The sequence below is a fragment of the Gordonia malaquae NBRC 108250 genome, assembly GCF_000344135.1.
Lineage (GTDB): Bacteria > Actinomycetota > Actinomycetes > Mycobacteriales > Mycobacteriaceae > Gordonia > Gordonia malaquae.
Genome location: NZ_BAOP01000004.1, coordinates 1 through 19,726, shown reverse-complemented (window position 1 = coordinate 19,726; position 19,726 = coordinate 1). Strand labels below are relative to the sequence as shown.

The following is a 19,726-nucleotide window of genomic DNA, read 5'->3' as shown; positions in this document are numbered from 1 at the left end:
GGTGGCCACCAGCCGCGGTTACCTGATCGTCGGTGATGCCCAGCAAGACCCGGCTGTGCGCGCTCTGTTCGACCGCGCCGTCGAACAGGTCGAGGCCGGTACCGCGGTCGTCGACGCCGCGTACCCTGTCGGCGTCGTGACCGACGGTCAGAAGATCCTCGGAAGTGGACTGCTCGAATACCGGGTCGGTGTCGGTGCGGGGCCGGCTGAGACGTTCGATGCAGACTCCGCGTGGGCGTTCGTCGAACGGCTGCGACTCCTCATCGGGTGGAACGAGATGGACTATCAGCTCCAGATGTGGGTGGAACGTCGGCTCGGCGCACCGTACTTCGTCAACAGGGGACGGGACTGGGACCAGGAGTGGGTGTTGCGCCCCGAGGCGGACACCAGCGGTGTTCCTTACTCGTTCTACGACTTCGCGTGCCGAATCGCGATCGGTGAACTCAAGCACGGACCGAGCTACGCGTCGGTGTCGGCGAACCGGATCTTCGGCTGGGTGAGTGCGCTCGGCTCCGACCTGCCCGGCCGGCTGAAGAAGCACGGCAGTGGTGACCTTCCTGCTGATCTGGCACGCCTGCAGACCGACGACGTCACGATCACGGCCAACGACGCGGTGGCGGTGATCCGCATTGTGATCAGGAACGACTCCGCACAGGTGTACGAAGTCGTCCTCGACCACCTCGTGCGGCTTGTGGACTCGACAGACTTTCCGCGAAGTTATGCGATCGAGTTCCGAGGGCCGACGAAGGTGTGCCTCCCGATCAAGGGACTGCCGAAGAAGGGCGTCCACCAACTGTTCGCCGCAGCGGCGAGACACCCGGAACTGCACGAATTGATCGAGCGGTACGCGCGCTCGGCGATGCGCGAGGACGCCTGGTACGAGAATCTCCACGACGAGCAGTGCGCTATGCCGGGGACATTCGCGGTGTTCGCGCTCGGGATGGCGGATCGACGGTTCGCGCCGCTGGTACGCGACTATCTGGAACTGGTCGACGGCGAACACCAGTCGTTGCAGGCGAAGTTCGTCGAGGCGTACATCGACTCCCACGGTGCGACCCCTGAATCACTGGCCTACCTGGTCGCCTGCGCCGGGAACATCCAACATCTCCGTCACCGTTCCACGTATCCGGCGATGATGGCGAATCCCGACTCCCTCGGTGCGCTCCTCGCGTTGCGTGGAACGGATTTCGCGTGGCGCGCCGCGCTGTTTGCGCTGTGGGGCCGGGATGCCGACTCCGACCGCGGTGCGGTGTCGATCGTCGCCAAGGGTCCAGACGGTCTCAAGCCGCTGTACAACCAGGTCTTCGATTTGTCTGGACAGGAGACGACATGACGATCTACATCGACGACGCCGCGGAATCGCCGCGACCCGAGACCAGCCACCCGCGTTTCGTCGCGCTCGCGCCGGAGTCGTTCTACAGTGCCACCGACGAGTTCGCGCCGTTCGGCTCGGACGATGGAAACGACGTGCTCCGCGACATGGAGGCGTGGTACGAGCAGCGCGACCCGGGCGTGGACCCCGCGAAGGATTCCTCGACGACCTCCTGGCGGGGTGGGCGTTCGATCTACCCGACGGAGTCCTCGACTTCCCGGACGAACGGCTCCTCGGTCTGGTCGTGTCTCAACGTTCGTGGGCGGTCACGATGTCGTTCGCAGAAGCCCACTCGGTGATGTCCCGCCGTTCGATCGCGGCGGCCATCATGTCCGGAAACAGGTCGGGTGTGCACGCGAACGCGGGGACGCCGATCGAGGCGAGAGCCGCGGCGTGGCCGGAATCGTACGACGGTGCGCCGGAGTCGGACAGTGCGAGCAGCGCGACCATCGTCGCACCCGACTCGACGACTGCGTGAGCGCGTTCGAGCATCTCCTCGGCGATGCCGCCTTCGTAGAGGTCGCTGATCAGGACGAGCACGGTGTCGGCAGGCCTCGTGATCTGCGATTGACAGTAGGCGAGGGCGCCGTTGATGTCGGTGCCGCCGCCGAGTTGGACGCCGAACAGCACGTCGACCGGATCGTCGAGGTCGTCGGTGAGGTCGACGATCGACGTGTCGAACACGACGAGCCGGGTGCGCACCGATCGCAGTGACGCGAGGACCGCGCCGAAGACGCTGGAGAACACCACAGATTCGGCCATGGACCCCGACTGGTCGATGCACAAGATGATGTCGCGTTCCACGTGTGATCGCCGTCGGGCGTAGCCGACGAGCCGCTCGGGCACCACCGTCCGATACTCGGGCTGATAGTGCTTCAAGTTCGCCGCGATCGTGCGGTTCCAGTCGATGTCGGCCGGGCGTGGTCTGCGGGTGCGGGCAGACCTGTCGATCGCACCGCTCACCGCCTGCACGGTCGCATCGCGAAGCCGCTTCTCCAGTTCGTCGGTGACCGCCCGAACCACCTGGCGGGCCGTCTCACGGGTGACGTCGTCCATCGCCGACTTCAGCTCGAGCAGCGTGGTCGCCAGGTGGATGTCCGGTGTCACCGCCGCCATCATCTCGGGTTCGAGGAGCAACTGCCGCAGTCCGAGTCGGTCCATCGCGTCGCCCTGCATCACGCGGACGACCGTCGCCGGAAAGTACTGCCGGATGTCGCCGAGCCACCGGGCGACCCGCGGCGCGGATCCACCGAGCCCCGCGCCGCGGCGTGGGGCGTCGTAGACCTCGCCGAGCACGCGGTCGCGCGCGGCGTCGTCGACGGACAGTTCGGTCGACGAGACGCCCGTTCCGTCGGCGTCGCCGCCGCCCAAGATCAGTCGCCACCGGGTGATCGGGTCGGTCATGCGTTTTCCCATCCGATGAGTCGGGCGACCGTGGAGATCGCGGGTGCGGCTCGGGTCTCGTCGACGACCGCGGTCGAATCGTTCGACCCGCCGCGCACGATCGTCTGGCCGATCGACCGCCGCTCTGCGGTCGTGAACGCGGAGAACGTGCGGCGCAGAAGCGGCAGAAGGTCGTCGAAAGTCTCGACAGGTGCGTCGGACACCCACCGGTCGACGACGCCGAGCAGCGCTGCGTCGTGCACGAGGATCATCGCATCGCCGGAGAGAAAGCCGTCCAGCCAAGCTGCTGCGCCGACAGGATCGGACGCACGCGACAGTTCCCGGCTCATCCGCCGTTCCACATCGTCGCGGTCGAGGTGTCCGGCGTCGAGCAGGATGCGAACCGCACGCCCGGCGAGGAGCCCGGGCACACGGTCCCGGTCGGTCACCTCCCGCAGGGACGTGAACCACCGAGCCGTGAGGAGTTCATCGTCGAGCATCATCAGGCCGCGGTGCGCGGAGTCGACCGCCGTCCGCAACGCGGCCGCCGCATCGTCGTCGAGGGCGACGGCCGCCGACGGCAGACCGATGCCGGCACGTACCGTCACCTGATCGAGGACGGCACGCACTCGAGTCGTGTCGACTCGGCGGACGGTCCCGTACCGGCAGATGCGCGCCAGCGGTTCGATCGCACCGAGCAGTTCGGGGGCGTCGGTGTGTGCGGCGGCCCGGTCGGCCAGCACTCGCACCACGTCGTGTGTCGGAAGGTCGGCGGTCATGCACCGATCGACGAGTGCGGACAGGTCGGCGAGGGCGGTTGCCGTTTCAGCGGCCGACGCCACCCTCGCCGACGCGGCGTCGACGACAGTGGTGCCGTACACGGCGGCCTCGACCACTGCGACCGCGAGGCCCGGATCCCAGACGAGCGTCCACGTCTCCTTGAACGTGCCGGTGGTGCGTCCGCTGTCGGCTTGTTCGCCCCAGTCGACATCGAGCAGCAGGAGTCGATGCAGGAGCACCGACCGCGCTCGGCCGCCGTCGGTGCGGAGATCGAGCGTGACGGTCTGTGCGTGTGCGGAGGGCTTGAGTCGGCACCGTTTCTGCTGACGGCCGATGTCGGCGGCCAGTGGAACCAGGGGTGCCGAGTCGGGGACACCGCCGATGTCCGAGCCGACGACGAGATCGCGGTGGACCAGAGACAGCGGCAGCCGGTCCCCGTCGGCGAGCACCGCGAGGGCGGCGTCGTCGAGCTCGGTCAGGCCCGGATGCGGGCGGCCGCGAATTGTCGCGAGGGTCCGGGCCACTCGTGTCGCGTCGACGACCGATGCCGGGGAGGCGGTCATGCCCTGGGAACGCAGCTCGCGTGCCACCCTGACCAGCCACGACGCGGCCGCCGCATCGGGATCGTCACCCGCCAGGCGGGAGGCGTACAGGTGCCGGTACCAGCCGGGCGAGTTGACACCGGCACCGTAGCCGGAACTCTGCGACAGCCGTGCCGCCGTCCACGGTGCCCACGCAGCCGCGACTTTGACCTTCGGCAGGCCTCGCAGCAGTCGGTTGTCGGCTGCCGCGGACCGCCCGGCCGTCGGGTCGACGGCGGGCGCGTGCCACGCGCCGCATACGAACGCGATTCGATCATGGCCTGCCTTGACGGCCGCACGCACCGCGGCACGCATCGCGGCTTCGCGTGCCGCGGTGATCGACGGGCCCGTCGGATCGGAGGCCGCGGCGATGTCGACCGTCTTGTCCTCACGCAGCAGCGGAGCCGCCTCGGGCTCGTCGCGGCGGAGTTCGGCGATCGCGTCGAGGACCGCCTCGAATTGGGCTGATGCGTCACCCGAACGGTGCTCGACAGCGTCCTCCCACCACCGTTCGGCATCGTCGTACCCTGCGGTCCGGGCGAGTTCGCCGATGGGATCGGATACGTGTGCCCGGCCGCTGTCGTCGGCGGGTTCCGCCGAGTCGTCGACGACAGCCCGGATCGCCAGGGACTGTGCGGCGGGCAGGTCGGCCCACACGACGTCGACACCACGGGCGAGGGCCCACCGCGTCGCGACCCATTCGGGGGAGAACTCGGCGAGCGGATAGAACCCGGCGCGACGCGGCTCGTCGACCGCGTAGACGAGCCCGGCGACCGGCGGGACCATCGCCTCGTCGGCCAGCAGCGGCAGGATGGGCGTCAGCTCGGGTGGACCCTCCACCAGCACGAACGTGGGATCGAACTGCTCGAGTGCGGCCGTCACCGACAGCGCCGATCCGGGGCCGTGATGGCGGATTCCGAGCGCTCGGACCGTCACGCCCGAGCCGGGCCCAGGTCGCGGCACGCGCGGTACAGGTCGTTCCACTCGGGGCGGCTGCGGACGACGGTCTCCAGGTACTCGTCCCACACGACGGCATCCTGCACAGGGTCTTTGACGACGGCGCCGAGCAGTCCGGCTGCGACGTCGTCCGCCCCGACCCGGCCGTCGCCGAAATGCGCGGCCAGAGACAGCCCGCTGGTCATCACCGAGATCGCCTCGGCCGTCGACAGAGTGGAGCTCGGCGACTTGACGGTCGTCCGACCGTCGTGGGTCACCCCCGACCTGAGTTCTCGCATCACCGTCACCACCCGGCGGATCTCGCTGAGGGACTCGAGGTCGGCGGGCAGGTCGAGGGACGCGCCGAGGCTCGCCACCCGGCCCTGGACGATCGAGACCTCGTCGTCGAGGGAGTCGGGGAGCGGCAGGACGACGGTGGTGAACCGCCTGCGCAGCGCGGACGACAGGTCGTTGACGCCTTTGTCGCGGTTGTTCGCGGTGGCGATCACGTTGAATCCGCGGCGGGCCTGAACCTCGTCGTCGAGTTCGGGGATCGGCAGCGACTTCTCCGACAGGATCGTGATCAACGTGTCCTGCACGTCGGCGGGGATACGGGTCAGCTCCTCGATCCGGGCGAGGGTGCCTTCGCGCATCGCACGCATCACCGGACCCGGAACGAGTGCGCCGTCGGACGGTCCGTGCGCGAGCAGGCTCGCGTAGTTCCACCCGTATCGCAGGGTCTCTTCGGTGGTTCCCGCGGTGCCTTGGACGACCAGCGTCGAATCGCCGCTGATCGCAGCTGCGAGGTGTTCGCTGACCCACGATTTCGCGGTGCCCGGCACACCGAGCAGCAGCAATGCCCGATCGGTGGCGAGGGACGCCACGGCGATCTCGATCAGACGTCGCGAACCGACGTACTTCGCGCTGACCGTCGTCCCGTCGTGGAGCGTTCCGCCGAGGAGATATGTCGCCACCGCCCACGGCGACAGTTGCCACTGTGGCGGCCGCGGACGGTCGTCGACTGCGGCCAGGGCGGCGAGTTCGTCGGCGTATGCCTGCTCGGCGTGCGCGCGCAGGACCGCGGACTCGCCGGATGCCTGGTGGTCGGACCCTGAGGTCATGCGAAGCCCTCCTGAATGGACTGGTCGAAAGCGTGAAAGGTGACGGTAGCGTGCAGGAGTCGACGGCGGCGTTCGAATGCCGCACGTGTGACAGGATTGTCGCCAGAGGGTTCGGGCGCGTCGAGCAGTGCGCGGACACGACCGAGGTGCGACGGCGGAAAGTGCGCGGCGTGCCCGATCGGCAGCGTGGGGAGTGCCGCCCACGTCGCGTCGTCACGTGCCGACGCGAGGCGGTCGAGAACGGCAGAGGCGACGGACGCCGACCATGGCTGTTCAGCCATGTCGACCAGGCCGGTGAACTCGGACGGTCGGGCGCTCGGAAGGCGGGACACCACATACGATTCCCGGTCTGCCGTGTCGAGGACCTCGACCAGCCCGGGCGCCGCGGCGAGAGGTGCGAGGGCGGCGGCCCACAGGCTGTCGCGCTGGGTGACGGCTGCGGTCGAGATCGCAGCGAGCACAACGTCGTCGCCGGCGAGGGCACGGACTATCTGGTCGGGCGTCGACTCGGTGACGGCGGTCCACGTGTGCAGGGGTGCACTCCGGAGAATGGCCCGCAACGATGCCGCGCGGTCGCCGTCGGTCGCGACGCCGGGCAGCCCGTCTCGGGTCGCCGCCTCGTCGAGGTCGGTCGGCGGACGCACCCGGACCACGAGGTCGGTCGATCCGAGGAGCCGTCGGCGGGGCCCCTCGACGTCCACCAGCCGCGACAGTCGGCCGGCCATCCGGTGTGCGAACGCAGACGTCGGACGTGCTGCGAGTGCGTCCCGAGCGGCGTCTCGGACGCGCGCCGCGCGCTCGTCCAGGCACCTGTCGAGGAACGAGTCGTCGACGCCGATGACGGTGTCCGCCGGTGCGCGCAGGAGGTGTTCCTTCTCGCGTGCGGCGAGGGCGGGCCACTGTTCGGGCACGTTCACGACATCCGAGGAGAGGGTGGCGACAGTGACCGCAGCGGGTCCGAGCCGCGGTGCCAGCCAGCGTCCGCGTTCGCCCCAGACGCCGGCGAGTGCGGCGCGCAGGTCTGGGTTGCCGGCGGAGTGCGCGGACAGCGCGGGGATGAACTCGGGCGGCACGATGACCGACCGCGAAGCCGCGGTGCGCAACCATCGGGCCAGCAGATGCATCCGGAGTTCCCGAGGAACCGGCGGGACGTCGAGGAGCGTGCGGAGTCGTTGGACCGCGGACTCCGGTGCATACGGCAGTCGTTCGCGGGGCGCGGGGTCGACGGGCTCCTCGGCGCCTGCGACGCGTCCGGCCTTCACCAGTGCGGCGGCGAGCGCCGCCTGATCGAGCAGCAGCCGCGGCGACTCGGTGTCGCGGCGCGCGACGAAGCCCGGCGGGTTCGGTGGGGGCGGCCGCCGGTCCGTCCCGAGGACGGCCGCCGTCGACAACGCGCGATGCCAGTCGGCGATTCCGGTCACAGCGGAACCACTCGACCGTCGACGCTGACGGTGAGGACACGGAATCTGCCGCCGTCGAGTTCGCCGAACACATGATCGGCGCGGCCTCCGCTGATCGCTGCGAGCTCCGTGGACGGAGTGTCCTCGACCAACTCCAACGACTGACCGGACGGGTCGACGACATGCCTGGCTCCGAAGCGGACGTCGGCCAGCATCACCGGATGCCGGTCCCGCCACGGTGTCGTGGCGAACGCGGTCGCTGCGTCCGCCAACGCCGCGTCGACGGTTTGGCCGGCGCCGAAGCGCGTGTGAGGTTCGAGGGCTTCCGGCGTGTCGACGAACAGGCCTCGGCAGGGTTCGGCGCCGGGGTAGATCGCGAGGTCGGCGCGGAGTCGTGCGCCCGCCAGCGCGGGAACGCCGAGGGACTGGCCGGGTCCGGCGGTCTCCAGGAGGAGTCGGTACCGGCCGTCATCGTCGCGGAGCCAAGTGCGTTGCTGAGCGAGTCGGCCCTTCTGGTCGCGATGAGCTCCGACAACCGTCCACACGCGTGATTCGACGGCGCCGCCGCGGACTTCTGCGGTAGGTGTCGGCCAGCCGAGGGCAGCGTGCAGATCAGCCGATTCGGATGTCGTCAACGAGTCGCGACGGTTCCACGCCTGAACGAGCATCCACCACACCCCGATCCGCTCCAGCAATTCGTCGGCGCCCAGTCCGGCGACGACGTCGGCTCCGGTGTCGCGGACACGTTCGGCCAGACCCGGCGCTTGTGCGTCGACCAGGCGGGACGCCGTCGTCTCCCACCACGGCAGGGGACGGCGCAGAGCCTCCGCGAGGCCTGCGCGGACGAGGTCGGACAGCCACCGGCTGAACTCGCCGACGCCCGCGTCCATCTTCGCGACCCGTTCGGCCCGACGAGCGGCTTGCGCCTGCGGATCGACGGGCGCCGCCGGCTTCGAACGAGTCTTCGCCTTCGATGCGCGCTCGTCCGCCCAACTCGACGCGAAGTCTGACACCTCGCCGTCGGCGATCGCGCCCGCCGACCACAGCAGCAACAGGGCGATCGCATGTTTGCACGGGAACTTCCGGCTCGGACACGAGCATCGAAACGCCGGACCGGTCAGGTCGATGCTCACCTGGTACGGCTTCTTCCCGCTGCCCTGGCATGAACCCCACAGGAGTGCATCGGTCGCGCCGGTGCCCGACCACGGGCCGGGCGAGGCGAGCTTGCGTCCCGCCGCGACCGATGCGGCGTCGGGCGCAGCGGCGATCACCTGCTCCTGTGTCCACGGCATACCCGGCACACTAGGGCATCGGTCCGACAACGGTCGGGACCCCGACCCCGACCGGCGTCACGTCGATGCTTACTCTTGATGAACAGCGCGAGAAAGGGGCGTCCGCATGAGCAGCCAGTCAGTGCTCGATTCGATCATCGACGGTGTCAAGGCCGACGTCGCGGCGCGCGAAGCCGTGCTCGACCTGGCCGCGGTCAAGGCTCTCGCCGCGAAGGCTCCCGAGCCGCGTGACGCCGCTGCCGCCCTCCGCATGCCCGACATCGGAGTGATCGCCGAGGTGAAGCGTGCGAGCCCGTCGAAGGGGCAGCTGTCGAACATCACCGATCCGGCGAGCCTCGCCAAGCAGTACGAGGACGGCGGGGCGCGAGTCATCAGCGTCCTCACCGAGGAGCGTCGGTTCAACGGATCGCTCGCCGACCTGGACGCCGTCCGCGCCGTCGTCGACATCCCGGTGCTGCGCAAGGATTTCATCGTCGGGCCGTATCAGATTCATGAGGCCCGCGCCCACGGCGCAGACGTCATTCTGCTGATCGTCGCAGCTCTAGAGCAGAAGGTGCTCGCCTCTCTGCTCGACCGCACCGAGTCCCTGGGCATGACAGCTCTGGTCGAGGTGCACACCGAAGAAGAGGCGAACCGCGCACTCGAAGCGGGTGCGAGCGTCGTCGGCGTCAACGCCCGCGACCTGAAGACCCTCACGGTGGACCGCGACGTGTTCTCTCGGATCGCGCCGGGCCTGCCGTCGGACATCGTCCGGATCGCCGAGTCGGGCGTCCGCGGAACCGCCGATCTGCTGGCGTACGCGGGCGCAGGCGCCGATGCGGTGCTCGTCGGCGAGGGCCTCGTGACGTCGGGTGATCCGCGTGCTGCCGTCGCCGACCTCGTCGCCGCCGGTGCCCATCCGTCGTGCCCGAAGCCGTCGCGCTGACTGTTCCCATGTGACAACAGCGTCGGCGCGGGCGGCAGCGTGCGACGCGAACAGATATTCGTTTGCCGTCACCCGAGCCCGATGAGGATGATGGATCACGTGACCGATCAGACCGACTTTCCCAAGGCCAGCGACGGCGTCGCCGACATCGCGCAGATCGGACCCGACGAGCATGGCCATTGGGGCGAGTTCGGCGGACGCCACGTGCCCGAGGCGCTGATGGCAGTGATCGACGAGGTCACCGCCACATACGAGAAGCTGCGCACCGACACCGCGTTCCTCGACGAACTCGACCGACTTCAGCGCGACTACTCCGGTCGCCCGTCGCCGTTGTACGAGGCCACCCGGCTCTCGGAGGCTGCAGGCGGCGCCCGGTTGTTCCTCAAGCGCGAAGACTTGAACCACACCGGTTCGCACAAGATCAACAACGTCCTCGGCCAGGCACTGCTCGCCAAGCACATGGGCAAGACCCGGGTGATCGCCGAGACCGGTGCCGGCCAGCACGGCGTGGCGACCGCCACCGCGTGCGCCCTGCTCGACCTCGAATGCCTGATCTACATGGGCCGCGTCGACACCGAGCGCCAGGCACTGAACGTCGCGCGCATGCAACTGCTCGGCGCGACCGTCGTCGCTGTCGAATCCGGTTCGGCGACGCTGAAGGACGCCATCAACGAAGCGCTGCGCGACTGGGTGACAAACGCAGACGACACGTACTACTGCTTCGGCACCGCAGCCGGACCGCACCCGTTCCCGATGCTCGTCCGCGACTTCCAGCGGATCATCGGCATGGAGGCGCGGTACCAGATCCTCGAGAAGACCGGTCGTCTGCCGGACGCCGTCACCGCGTGTGTCGGCGGCGGATCGAATGCGATCGGCATCTTCCACCCCTTCATCGACGACGCAGGCGTTCGGCTCGTCGGATTCGAGGCGGCAGGCGACGGCGTCGAGACCGGTCGTCACGCGGCCACCTTCACCGGCGGAACCCCCGGAGCCTTCCAGGGTGCGTACTCCTATCTTCTGCAGGACGAAGACGGGCAGACGATCGAATCGCATTCCATCTCGGCCGGGCTGGACTACCCGGGTGTCGGTCCGGAGCACGCTCACCTCCTTGAGATCGGTCGTGCCGAGTACCGGCCCGTCACCGACACAGAGGCCATGGACGCACTCGCGCTGTTGTCGCGTCGCGAGGGGATCATCCCGGCGATCGAATCGGCACACGCTGTGGCCGGTGCACTGAAGCTCGGTCAGGAACTGGGGGAGGGCGCGATCGTCGTCGTCAACCTGTCGGGTCGTGGCGACAAGGACGTCGACACCGCCGCAGAGTGGTTCGGTCTGTTCGGCAAACCGCCGTCAGAGACCGAGTACGCCGCCCAATTGGCCGCATCCACCACAGGGGAAGACAAGTGAGCGTCATCGCACCCGCATCCCGCCTCGGCGACACGTTCGCCGCCTGCCGCGACGAGAACCGCGCGGCTCTGATCGGCTACCTGCCGGTCGGCTACCCCGACCCTGTCGGCTCGCTTGAGACGTTGCGCACCATGGTGTCCGCGGGCTGCGACATCGTCGAACTCGGGATTCCGTACTCCGATCCGGTGATGGACGGTCCGACTGTGGCGAAAGCGGCCATCTCGGCGCTCGCACAGGGCACGCGAGTCCGGGACGTGTTCGCCGCCGCCGAGGTCGTGGCTGCGGCCGGCGCGAAACCGGTCGTGATGAGCTACTGGAATCTGATCCTCAAGTACGGCGTGGACGCGTTCGCGCGGGACCTCGCCTCTGCGGGAGGGCTCGGAATCATCACTCCGAACCTGATCCCGGAGGAAGGCGCGCAATGGCATGCCGCCTCCGATGCGCACGGGCTGGACCGCATCTACCTCGTCGCGCCGTCGTCCACGCCGGAGCGGCTGGCGATGACCGTCGACGAGTGCCGTGGCTTCGTGTACGCCGCGTCGACCATGGGTGTCACCGGCGCACGATCGACCGTGTCGAGTGCTGCGCCGGAATTGTGCCGTCGTGTCCGGGAGGTCTCGGACATCCCGATCGGCGTCGGTCTCGGAGTCCGCAGTGGTGATCAGGCCGCTGAGATCGGTGCATACGCCGACGGTGTGATCGTCGGATCGGCGATCGTGAGCGCTGCAGCGGACAGCCAGAAGGCCGTCGCATCGCTGGTCGACGAGTTGGCACAGGGAGTGCGCCGGGCTCGCGCCTGACAGGCGTGCACTAGGGTGGCACCTGTGACTGCAGGAGACGTCGTCCTCGCCTATATCCCGAGCCCGCCGCAGGGCGTGTGGCATCTGGGTCCGCTGCCGCTTCGTGCGTACGCGTTGTTCATCATCGTCGGCATCATCGTCGCGGTCTGGTGGGGCGACCGACGCTGGCAGGCGCGCGGCGGCCAACCGGGCGACGTCCTCGACGTGGCGCTCATCTCGGTTCCGTTCGGCCTCGTCGGCGGTCGCCTGTATCACGTCATCACGGACTGGTGGCGATACTTCGGTGACGACGGCAAGGGCCTCGCAGCCGTTTTTCAGGTCTGGGACGGCGGACTCGGCATCTGGGGCGCGGTTGCGCTCGGTGGTGTCGGTGCATGGGTCGGCTGCCGATGGAAGGGCATCAAACTGCCGCCGTTCGGCGACGCGCTCGCGCCTGCAATCCTCGCTGCCCAGGCGATCGGCCGCATCGGCAACTACTTCAACCAGGAGCTGTACGGCGATTCGACGACGGTTCCGTGGGGCCTTGAGCTGTACCAGCGCGTCAACCCCGACACCGGCGCGACCGGCGTCTCCGTGATCGACGGAGTCTCGAACGGACATGTCGTCGGCGTCGTGCATCCGACCTTCCTGTACGAGCTCGTGTGGAACCTGCTGATCGTCGCCGCACTCGTGTTCGTCGACCGCCGTTTCCGGATCGGTCACGGCAGGCTGTTCGCGCTGTACGTTGCGGGCTACTGCGTCGGCCGCTTCTGGATCGAACTGATGCGCACCGACGAGGCGACTCACATCCTCGGACTCCGGGTCAACGTCCTGGTCGCCGCGCTCGTGTTCCTCGGCGCAGCGCTTTACGTGGTCATCGCACCGAAGGGCCGCGAAGAGGGCTTGTCGATGTTCCGTCCGGAACGCGCCGAACTCCTCGCCTCCGAGGGCGAGGTCGGCTACATCCCGCCGACTCTCGACGACGAGTACGACGATGAGAAGTACGACGACGAGGATCACGTCGACGGTGTCGATCTGGACAAGCACCTGGACGCTTCCGACCAGGAAGTCGACTATGCCGTGGATCGTGAGCACATAGTGGACACGATCGACGGCACAGACACCGAGTCGTCTGTCGAGGACGCGGCCGACGCTGTGGTCGAGGACGAGGTTGCCGAGACCTCCGTCGAGGAGTCGGCTGACGCTGTGGTCGAGGAACCTGCTGTGGATGAGGTCGCTGAGAGTTCCGTCGAGACCGCGGCTGAGGCTGTGGTTGGGGACGAGGTTGCCGAGACTTCGGTCGAGGAGTCGGCTGACGCTGTGGTCGAGGAACCTGCTGTGGATGAGGTCGACGAGAGTTCCGTCGAGACCGGAGCTGAGGCTGTGGTTGGGGACGAGGTTGCCGAGACTTCGGTCGAGGAGTCGGCTGACGCTGTGGTTGAGGAGCCCGCTGGGGACGCGACTGACGAGAGTTCCGTCGTGGGCTCGGCCGACGTTGTTGTTGCGGACGAGGTCGACGAGAGTTCCGTCGAGACCGCGGCCGACGCAGTCGTCGAGGACGAGGTAGCCGAGACCTCTGTCGAGGACTCGGCCGACACTGTTGTTGCGGACGAGGCCGCCGAGACGGAAGACGCTCAGTCCGCCAGTTCTGTCACGCACGTGGTCACAACTGGCGGACAGGACGAGGATGCGGACGCGGAACCGACGATCGTCGACGTCGAGGACGACGTCGACGACCTCGATGTGCCGACGGTCGAGGAGGCCCGATCGGGGACGCCGACCATCGTCGCGCATGAAGCGGGCGAGTCGTTCACCGTGTCGTCGTCGAACTCCGGGCTCGACGCGATCACCGTCGTCGAAGAGAACCCGGGATGGTCCGCCGGCGCGATCGAGATCCGGCCTGCCGCACCGAAAGACGAGAACAACGACGGCGCGTGAACAGGTGCAAAGCGAATAGGCGGTGAACGTCTCGCCGATACTCGCAAGTAGGTTGGGAGTCGAGGTGCTCGACCGATAGCCTTGAGCGGTGACTCGTCGAACTAAGATCGTTTGTACCCTGGGCCCTGCTACCAATACTGAAGAGAGCATCACCACTCTTGTCGAGTGCGGCATGAACGTCGCTCGGCTCAACTTCAGCCATGGCGCCCACAGCGACCACGAGAGCGTGTACAAGGCAGTGCGCGCGGCGAGCGCCAACGTCGGTAAGACAGTCGGCATCCTGGCTGACCTTCAGGGTCCGAAGATCCGTCTCGGCAAGTTCGAAGACAACGGCCGCCCGAACGGTGCCGTCGACTGGAACGACGGCGAGCAGGTCCGCATCACCGTCGACGACGTCATCGGAAATCACGATCGAGTGTCGACGACGTACAAGAACCTTGCGATCGATGCTCGCCCAGGCGATCGCCTCCTCGTCGACGACGGCAAGGTGGGGCTCACCGTCGACACCGTCGATGGCAACGACGTGGTCTGCACCGTCACTGAGGGCGGAACGGTCAGCAACAACAAGGGCCTGTCGATGCCCGGAATGAACATCTCCGTTCCCGCGATGTCGGAGAAGGACATCGCCGACCTCGAGTTCTCCCTCGAACTCGGCGTCGACATGGTCGCGCTGTCGTTCGTGCGCAGCCCCGCCGATGTGGAACTGGTTCACGAGGTGATGGACCGCGTGGGCCGCCGCGTCCCGGTGATCGCCAAGCTGGAGAAGCCCGAGGCCATCGACAACCTCGAGGCCGTTGTTCTCGCCTTCGACGCCATCATGGTCGCCCGCGGCGACCTCGGCGTCGAAATGCCGCTCGAGCAGGTTCCGCTGGTCCAGAAGCGCGCCATCCAGATGGCCCGCGAGAACGCCAAGCCGGTCATCGTCGCAACGCAGATGCTCGACTCGATGATCGAGAACTCGCGCCCGACGCGCGCTGAGGCGTCCGACGTCGCGAACGCCGTCCTCGACGGAGCCGACGCCGTGATGCTGTCCGGCGAGACGTCGGTCGGCAAGTACCCGCACGACACAGTGCGGACCATGGCCCGCATCGTCTCGGCCGCCGAGGGCGGCAGTCGCGACGTCCCGCCGCTCAAGCACGTTCCGCGCACTCGCCGCGGCGTGGTCACCTACGCGGCACGCGACATCGCCGAACGCCTCAACGTCGACGCGATCGTCGCGTTCACCGAGTCGGGCGACACGGCACGCCGTGTGGCGCGATTGCACTCACGCGTCCCGCTGTTCGCGTTCACGGCGACCGAGTCGACCCGCAATCACCTGTCGGTGAGCTGGGGCGTCGACCCGAACCTCGTCGTCCGTCTGTCCCACACGGACGAGATGATCAACCAGGTCGACGACGTTCTCGTCACGAACGGTCACCTCAAGCACGGCGACGTCGTCGTGATCGTGGCCGGAGCACCGGCGTCGGTGATCGGTTCGACGAACTTCGTGCACGTCCACCGCATCGGCGAGCAGGACCACTGACCGCTGCCTGGCCCGCTGACACACGCGCGCACCGTCGGGAGACCGACGGTGCGCGTCGTTTATGGTGGGTGGCATGACCGACGCCACGGCAGCAGTCCAGTCCGACGACCTCGTCACCCTCCTCGAACTGCTCGACGTGGAACGCGTCGACGACGACCTCTACATCGGACAGCACCCGGATCAGGTGATGGCCCGCACGTTCGGCGGCCAGTTGCTCGGGCAAGGCCTCGTCGCCACGGGGCGGTCGTTGACTCGCGGCGCCCCTCCGGTCCACGCACTCCACGCCCACTTCATTCGGGGCGGCGACGTCACCAAGCCTCTCGAATACCACATCAGCAGGTTCCGCGACGGCAAAGCTTTCGCGAACAGGCAGGTCACCGCGATGCAGGACGGTGAGGTCGTCTTCACGATGCTCGTCACCTTCCAAGACAACAAGGCCGGTCTCGAGCACGCTGTCGAGATCCCTCAGGTGCCGTACCCAGAGGATCTGCCGCCGATCAGTGAGCATTTCGAGGGCTACGAGGAGACCGTCGAAGCTTTCGTGAAGGCTCTCCACCCTATCGACGTCCGGTTCGCCAACGCTCCCACGTGGAAGATGAAGGGCACCGGAGAACAGCTCAATCACAACCGGGCCTGGATGAAGACGGACGGTCCGATGCCCGACGACCCGCTGCTGCACATGGGCGCTCTCGCGTACTCGTCGGACACGACGGTCCTCGACTCGATCATCACGACACATGGGTTGTCCTGGGGAATCGACAGGCTGTTCGCGGCCACAGTCAACCATTCGATCTGGTTCCACCGTGAGTTCCGGTTCGACGAGTGGCTGCTGTACGCGACCGAGTCACCCGTGGCCGCCGGCTCTCGCGGCATCGGTTCGGGCCGCTATTTCATGCGCGACGGCACCCTCGCGGCGTCCGTCGTGCAGGAAGCCCTGATCAAGTACTTCCCGCCGCGCTCATGACCGCCCCGACGCAGCAGGTCGACGTCCGTTTCCATCTGCCACCGGGCCCACCGTTGCCGCCGAAGACGTGGCAGCAGCGGTACCGGTGGCCGATCAGGATCGGCAGTGTGATCGTCGCGCTGACCGTGACCGTGCTGGGTGTTCTCGCCCTCGTGGTCGGAGTCGACTCTCGTTCGACGATCACCGCCGCTGGGGCGGTGACCATCGATTGTGGTACGCGTGCGGCAGTGGGTTCGGCGCAGGTGTCCTTCGGGGACACCGTCGAACTGTACGACGCCGACGACGTCCACGGCGGACCGCTGGCGACGACTCGCCTGGACACGTTGCGTGTGATGGGCGGCGACACCTGCTTCGCCGAGTTCGAGGTGGACGACGTGAAGACCGTGGACGTCTACGTCGTGCGAATGGGAAAGACCTTCCGCGGTCTGGCGACCGCGGAAGGCCTCCGAACCGGCTACCTCTTCGTGTAAGTCGCGGCTCGGGCCGCCGCGACGACCGCAGGGTCGGTCACCTCGAGTCCACTGGCAGTGCCACCGCCGGGGCCGGTCGCGCCCGGATCGGCGACGACGGCCTTCGCCGACAGGTGGACCGCATCCACGCCGACCGCGAGCAATGACGGAATCGACGTCGGAGTGACGCCGCCGCCCGCCATCACTTCCACACCCGTGTCGGCGGCGATCAGCGCGGCGAGTGTGTTCAGACCGTCACCCGCCTTCGGTGCACCTCCGGACGTGAGCACTCGCAGGACGCCGATGTCGGCGAGCTGGTGCAGCGTCCGTACGGGATCGCTCACGGTGTCGATCGCGCGATGGAACGTCACGTCGGCGTCGCCTGCAGCGTCGAGCAGGATCGCGGTGGCCGCTGCGTCGAGTGCACCGCCCGGTTGCAGCGCCCCGATCACGACGCCTGCCGCACCGAGGTCGACAGCGCGTCGAACGTCGTCGGCGAGCACTCTGACTTCATCCGGTGAGTAGACGAATCCACCGGGCCGGTTGCGGATCAGCGCGTGCACCTCGACTCCGGTCGCCACGGTCGCCGCGATCGTCGCAGGCGACGGGGTGAGTCCGCCGGTGGCGCCGAGAGCGGCACACAGCTCCACCCGATCGGCGCCGCCCGCGAGCGCGACTGCCGCGCCCGCGGCGTCTTGTACTGCGATCTCCAGCGTGGTCATCGCAGCGGGCGGGACACGGGGACGTTCACCCAGCTCGGGTTCGCCGGATCGATCTCGATGTACTGCGGACGCAACTGCGACGACCACAGGCCCGGACCGAGCGGAACTGCCTTCGGGAAGTTGAACGCGTAGATGTCCACCCGCAGACGATCACCCGGACGCAGTTTCGCCTGGGTCGCGGTCATCGGGATGTCGATCGTCAGCACCTGGCCCGGCCGAACCGGGCGGTAGTCGTCCAGCGACAGCGTAGGGATGGCGTCGATCACGTCGCCGTTGGGCCCGAAGCCGGTCCGCTGCTTGTCGAGACCTCGTAGGGAGACCATCAGTTGCCCCATCGAGACCGTCGTCGAGCGGCCGTCCGGGGAGACGACGTTGACTGTCGCGTGCCAGTACCCGTCGCGGGCGTTGAGCCGTTGCCGCAGGTGGACGACGGGCGTTCCACTGATCGTCGTCGTCGCCGTGGCGGGCGCCGACGTGAACGTCTGAGCGGCGATCTCGGACACCCGGGAGTCGCGTGCGCAGAAGTCGAAGAGAGCAGTGATGCCTGCTGCCGACTGCGCTCCGTCGCGGCTGCACACCGTCGACAATCCGGGCGCGACGCGTCGTGTGGCGCGGTTCGCGGGAACCGCCGACGACAACGATCCGTCACCCGCCACTGGAGTGCCGGTAGTGCCGGACGGACGCCCCGAGAGGTACTGGCGCTGGCGTTGATGACCGGGCAGCGGGAAGGTCGGACCCTGGACGAACGCGCCGCTGGGCTCCTGCGACAGCGTCGCGGGGGAGTAGCGATCGATACCGTTGTCGATGCCCTTGAGCCACTTGTCGTACCAGGCGCGGGCGAGCACGTCGGCCCGCGGCGGGTAGCCGCGCTGGCCGAAGTTCGATCCGGACGTGATGTGGTAGCCGTCGTCCATGATCAGCTTGCGTTGTCCGTCGGGCAGCGAGGTCAATCCGCTGAGGAGGCGCGATTCGCTGAAGGTGAAGAGATCGTTCCAGCCTCCGATCGCGAATGTCGGGGTGGTGATCTTCGAGGTGTCTGTGTGCAGGGACCTGCGTCGTGCGGTGCCGGCGGTGACGAGATCCTTGGTGGTTCCGCGCAGACCGTTCGGCGTCCTCGTGGTGAGGGCTTCGATCATCACGTCGAAGTAGGTGAGCGGGTCCTTGACACGGTCGCCGAGCCACTTCCAGTCGAATGTGCCGTTAAGCATGGACGCGACGTTGGGGATCATCTTGGTTCCGTTGACGAGGCCCAGCCACGGTGCGAGGAATCCCATGCCGACTCCGCCTCCGGGAGCGATGACGTCCTGGATCAGATCGGCGCCCGGAACGATCGGGAAGATCGCGCCGAGTTCGCCGGGGGCGTCGGACGCGGCCTGGAGCTGGTTGATCGCAGAGTACGACACACCGGCCATGCCGACCTTGCCGTTGTCCCACCTCTGTCGCTTCACCCAGTCGATCACCTCGACGGTGTCGCGGCGTTCACGTTCTCCGAACACCTGCCAGGTGCCCTGCGAGAAGCCGGTGCCGCGCACGTCGACGACGAGCATGTTGTAGCCGCTCTTGATGAGCTTCGGATCGTACGAGAACGTGTTGATCAGACCGCCGCGCAGCGCGCCGACGAGTTCGTTGTATCCGGAGAGGAAAGTGCCCTGCAGGTTGATCGAGTTGAGGAGCTCGATGAGTTGCGGGACCAACACCGGATAGTTCATCGACTCGGAGGCCAGCGCCGACACCATCTTGGTGTACGGGGTCATGTTGACCACGGTCGGCAGCTTCTCGCTGACCGGGCGACCGTTGCGGTCCGTCGGCCGTATCAGGTTTCCGCGAAGCACGGTGCCATCCGACATCCGGATCGGGACGTCCGGCGTCACCTTGTAGCCCTTGTACTTCGACGGCCCGTCATGGGTCCGTGTCCATTTCGCACCGAGTGCGCCGTAGAGTTCGGCGTCGGCGGCGCCAGGCACGGCGGGAACGAGCCCCGCCCCGGCGACCACGGTGACTGCGGTGACCATCAGAACTGAAAACTGCCGGACCGTCCGGCGCAACACGCTCACGTGCGATTACCTCCCCGACGAGCCGGGTCGAGCTGCGGCCGTGAGGAGTTCGCGACCGATCTGTGACCTGACTCTCAGGTAACAATAAGGGTAGGGGCCGG

The 19,726-nt window shown here is 67.8% G+C and carries 16 protein-coding genes; 9 read left to right on the top strand and 7 right to left on the bottom strand.

Annotated elements, in window-relative coordinates; all coding sequences use genetic code 11:
• Nucleotide 1 precedes the first annotated feature (1 nt).
• Both GM1_RS03435 and GM1_RS03430 read left to right on the top strand, forming a co-directional pair.
• Nucleotides 2-1,333: a DUF6138 family protein gene (locus tag GM1_RS03435; protein ID WP_008376657.1), complete on the top strand. Its 1,332-nt coding sequence runs from the start codon at nucleotides 2-4 to the stop codon at nucleotides 1,331-1,333.
• Nucleotides 1,330-1,671 carry a hypothetical protein gene (locus GM1_RS03430; protein WP_008376656.1) on the top strand — a complete coding sequence of 114 codons (342 nt, stop codon included), beginning with the start codon at nucleotides 1,330-1,332 and terminating at the stop codon, nucleotides 1,669-1,671. The genes GM1_RS03435 and GM1_RS03430 overlap by 4 nt, the downstream gene beginning before the upstream one ends.
• Here the strand turns inward: GM1_RS03430 and GM1_RS03425 are convergent.
• Genes GM1_RS03425 through GM1_RS03405 form a run of 5 tightly spaced genes read right to left on the bottom strand, consistent with a single transcriptional unit; the run spans nucleotide 1,622 to nucleotide 8,865 of the window.
• A complete protein-coding gene (locus tag GM1_RS03425; RefSeq protein WP_008376655.1) occupies nucleotides 1,622-2,776 on the bottom strand; it encodes a VWA domain-containing protein in 1,155 nt (384 codons plus the stop codon). The genes GM1_RS03430 and GM1_RS03425 overlap by 50 nt on opposite strands.
• A complete protein-coding gene (locus GM1_RS03420) occupies nucleotides 2,773-5,079 on the bottom strand; it encodes a DUF5682 family protein (RefSeq protein ID WP_217997939.1) in 2,307 nt (768 codons plus the stop codon). Before GM1_RS03420 ends, GM1_RS03425 begins: the two co-directional genes overlap by 4 nt.
• Complete coding sequence (locus GM1_RS03415; protein WP_008376651.1) at nucleotides 5,049-6,173, bottom strand: ATP-binding protein; 1,125 nt, start codon at nucleotides 6,171-6,173, stop codon at nucleotides 5,049-5,051. The genes GM1_RS03420 and GM1_RS03415 overlap by 31 nt, the downstream gene beginning before the upstream one ends.
• On the bottom strand, nucleotides 6,170-7,594 hold the full coding sequence (locus tag GM1_RS03410) for a DUF5691 domain-containing protein (RefSeq protein ID WP_008376649.1): 1,425 nt from the start codon (nucleotides 7,592-7,594) through the stop codon (nucleotides 6,170-6,172). The genes GM1_RS03415 and GM1_RS03410 overlap by 4 nt, the downstream gene beginning before the upstream one ends.
• A complete protein-coding gene (locus GM1_RS03405) occupies nucleotides 7,591-8,865 on the bottom strand; it encodes an SWIM zinc finger family protein (protein ID WP_008376647.1) in 1,275 nt (424 codons plus the stop codon). The genes GM1_RS03410 and GM1_RS03405 overlap by 4 nt, the downstream gene beginning before the upstream one ends.
• Nucleotides 8,866-8,971: 106 nt before the next feature.
• Between GM1_RS03405 and trpC the strand changes: the two genes are divergently transcribed.
• The 7 genes from trpC to GM1_RS03370 all read left to right on the top strand — a co-directional run bounded on the left by trpC (nucleotide 8,972) and on the right by GM1_RS03370 (nucleotide 16,870).
• Nucleotides 8,972-9,790: an indole-3-glycerol phosphate synthase TrpC gene (trpC, locus tag GM1_RS03400; protein WP_008376645.1), complete on the top strand. Its 819-nt coding sequence runs from the start codon at nucleotides 8,972-8,974 to the stop codon at nucleotides 9,788-9,790.
• 90 nt (nucleotides 9,791-9,880) lie between these two features.
• A complete protein-coding gene (gene trpB, locus GM1_RS03395; RefSeq protein WP_008376643.1) occupies nucleotides 9,881-11,197 on the top strand; it encodes a tryptophan synthase subunit beta in 1,317 nt (438 codons plus the stop codon).
• On the top strand, nucleotides 11,194-11,997 hold the full coding sequence (trpA, locus tag GM1_RS03390) for a tryptophan synthase subunit alpha (protein ID WP_008376642.1): 804 nt from the start codon (nucleotides 11,194-11,196) through the stop codon (nucleotides 11,995-11,997). Before trpB ends, trpA begins: the two co-directional genes overlap by 4 nt.
• A gap of 15 nt (nucleotides 11,998-12,012) precedes the next feature.
• On the top strand, nucleotides 12,013-13,914 hold the full coding sequence (lgt, locus tag GM1_RS03385) for a prolipoprotein diacylglyceryl transferase (RefSeq protein ID WP_008376640.1): 1,902 nt from the start codon (nucleotides 12,013-12,015) through the stop codon (nucleotides 13,912-13,914).
• A gap of 88 nt (nucleotides 13,915-14,002) precedes the next feature.
• Nucleotides 14,003-15,436, top strand: a complete 1,434-nt coding sequence (pyk, locus tag GM1_RS03380; protein ID WP_008376639.1) for a pyruvate kinase — start codon at nucleotides 14,003-14,005, stop codon at nucleotides 15,434-15,436.
• A gap of 61 nt (nucleotides 15,437-15,497) precedes the next feature.
• Complete coding sequence (locus GM1_RS03375; RefSeq protein ID WP_008376637.1) at nucleotides 15,498-16,400, top strand: acyl-CoA thioesterase; 903 nt, start codon at nucleotides 15,498-15,500, stop codon at nucleotides 16,398-16,400.
• A complete protein-coding gene (locus tag GM1_RS03370) occupies nucleotides 16,397-16,870 on the top strand; it encodes a hypothetical protein (RefSeq protein ID WP_052005298.1) in 474 nt (157 codons plus the stop codon). The genes GM1_RS03375 and GM1_RS03370 overlap by 4 nt, the downstream gene beginning before the upstream one ends.
• On the opposite strand, the gene GM1_RS03365 is transcribed toward GM1_RS03370, so the two are convergent.
• Both GM1_RS03365 and GM1_RS03360 read right to left on the bottom strand, forming a co-directional pair.
• Complete coding sequence (locus tag GM1_RS03365; protein ID WP_008376635.1) at nucleotides 16,855-17,571, bottom strand: copper homeostasis protein CutC; 717 nt, start codon at nucleotides 17,569-17,571, stop codon at nucleotides 16,855-16,857. The genes GM1_RS03370 and GM1_RS03365 overlap by 16 nt on opposite strands.
• Nucleotides 17,568-19,583, bottom strand: coding sequence for a CocE/NonD family hydrolase (locus tag GM1_RS03360; protein ID WP_008376634.1), 2,016 nt, complete (start codon nucleotides 19,581-19,583; stop codon nucleotides 17,568-17,570). The genes GM1_RS03365 and GM1_RS03360 overlap by 4 nt, the downstream gene beginning before the upstream one ends.
• Nucleotides 19,584-19,726 lie beyond the last annotated feature (143 nt).

Bases quoted from the DNA above. Each gene is read 5' to 3' on its own strand.
- GM1_RS03425 (WP_008376655.1), bottom strand. From the start codon at position 2,776: ATGACCGACCCGATCACCCGGTGGCGACTGATCTTGGGCGGCGGCGAC.
- GM1_RS03370 (WP_052005298.1), top strand. From the start codon at position 16,397: ATGACCGCCCCGACGCAGCAGGTCGACGTCCGTTTCCATCTGCCACCG.
- trpC (WP_008376645.1), top strand. From the start codon at position 8,972: ATGAGCAGCCAGTCAGTGCTCGATTCGATCATCGACGGTGTCAAGGCC.
- GM1_RS03430 (WP_008376656.1), top strand. From the start codon at position 1,330: ATGACGATCTACATCGACGACGCCGCGGAATCGCCGCGACCCGAGACC.
- GM1_RS03360 (WP_008376634.1), bottom strand. From the start codon at position 19,583: ATGGTCACCGCAGTCACCGTGGTCGCCGGGGCGGGGCTCGTTCCCGCC.
- GM1_RS03405 (WP_008376647.1), bottom strand. From the start codon at position 8,865: ATGCCGTGGACACAGGAGCAGGTGATCGCCGCTGCGCCCGACGCCGCA.
- trpB (WP_008376643.1), top strand. From the start codon at position 9,881: ATGGATCACGTGACCGATCAGACCGACTTTCCCAAGGCCAGCGACGGC.
- GM1_RS03375 (WP_008376637.1), top strand. From the start codon at position 15,498: ATGGTGGGTGGCATGACCGACGCCACGGCAGCAGTCCAGTCCGACGAC.
- GM1_RS03415 (WP_008376651.1), bottom strand. From the start codon at position 6,173: ATGACCTCAGGGTCCGACCACCAGGCATCCGGCGAGTCCGCGGTCCTG.
- GM1_RS03365 (WP_008376635.1), bottom strand. From the start codon at position 17,571: ATGACCACGCTGGAGATCGCAGTACAAGACGCCGCGGGCGCGGCAGTC.